Genomic DNA, 1,345 nt, shown 5'->3' on the forward strand with positions numbered 1-1,345 from the left:
GTTAAACCGTATGTTAAACCGTATTCTTTTAATAATTTACGTACCTGATTGGTATCATAATGTTCAGGACTCCCTGCAATTTCAAGTTTGTTGTAGCCTAGACTAGATGCTCTGCGAATGGTTGTTTCTATCGTTTCGGATCGCATCCAGTTATGTATCGAAAGTTCCATAAAGTATTAGGTAATGTAATGTTTGGTTAAAAAGTAGATTAAAATCGTGTTATTATTCTCTGTATGGCACATTCATTTCGATTTTTCCCGCCCATTTTTTTGGAACAGGTTTATCTAATGTCCAGTGAACAGCATTTATGACAAGTCTTTGGAAACCTTCTTCATTAAAATCTGCAGGATGGCCAAGTGTGGTCATAAAAGTGTTACCTCCTGCAGCTGTTTTCCAGGTCCAGGCAACAGGGTTGTCTACTGCCGCTTTGTCCGGATTTACAGATTTACCCATTAATAACCATGTTGATCCTTTTACCGGATAATGCGGCAAAACATGGTATAGCCACGAGGCAACATGGAAATTATTTGGCACACCCGTTAAAATAGGGTGTTTTGCCTGTGCAGGAATAACCGAAACATCCGTGGTAGATTTGTGTCCGTAATGTGTATGTCCGCCTTTACCCCATCCCGGAGGCGCACCCAATGCAAATTCGCCAAAAGCATTCCACTTCTCAAGAGGGTGCCCTGCCGGATAATTGAATGCATGTGTGGTTGTTCTGAAGCCCATTACTGGCTTGCCCGATTTTAAATAATCGTCAATGTATTTTACCTGATCTTCAGGCAACCGTCTCCATCGTAGATAGAACACGGCCAGATCAGCGTCTTTTAATGCTTCCAGGCCGGGAATGTTTTCTTCTGATTTATAATCAGGTGAGGATTTAAGAACGATCGTACGCATTCCGTAATTCTTTTCCAGTTCTGCCGCTATAAGTGGCATAGTGGCTTCACTACTGTATTCATGATCACCGGTTACAAATACAACCAAAGGCTTTTTTGATTTCTGTTTTTTGGTTTGACCAAAAGAATGGAGTGAATTGAATAGCAATATGCTTGTCGCAATTAAACATATAATGCCCCTAAGATTTTTCATTGTGGTTCTACTTTTATTTGGTCAGCTAGATGAATTAAAAAAATAAAGCTCCGAAGAGCAATTTATTTAAGAGTTAATCAAAAATATGATTATTAAAATAAAAACCAAGTTAAAAGGCACGAATAGTCTGTCACAACTTCGTGCCCAATCAGTCTATTTACGTCGGCTTTTTTAAATAAGAGATAAAAATATCAGAATTATTTTATTTTCATATTTTTACGAAAAATTAATAGCCCTTAAAATTATTATCTAC

Annotated in this window: 1 protein-coding gene; it reads right to left on the reverse strand. The window is 37.8% G+C overall.

Annotated features, from left to right (window positions below):
• Window positions 1–222: 222 nt before the first annotated feature.
• The gene (locus AC1DG9_RS27150; RefSeq protein ID WP_337714820.1) at window positions 223–1,092 is read right to left on the reverse strand and encodes a ThuA domain-containing protein; all 870 of its coding nucleotides are present in this window, start codon (window positions 1,090–1,092) and stop codon (window positions 223–225) included.
• Between the last annotated feature and the right edge of the window lie 253 nt (window positions 1,093–1,345).

The sequence above is a fragment of the Pedobacter sp. 05L430 genome, assembly GCF_056397585.1.

Bases quoted from the DNA above. Each gene is read 5' to 3' on its own strand.
- AC1DG9_RS27150 (WP_337714820.1), bottom strand. From the start codon at position 1,092: ATGAAAAATCTTAGGGGCATTATATGTTTAATTGCGACAAGCATATTG.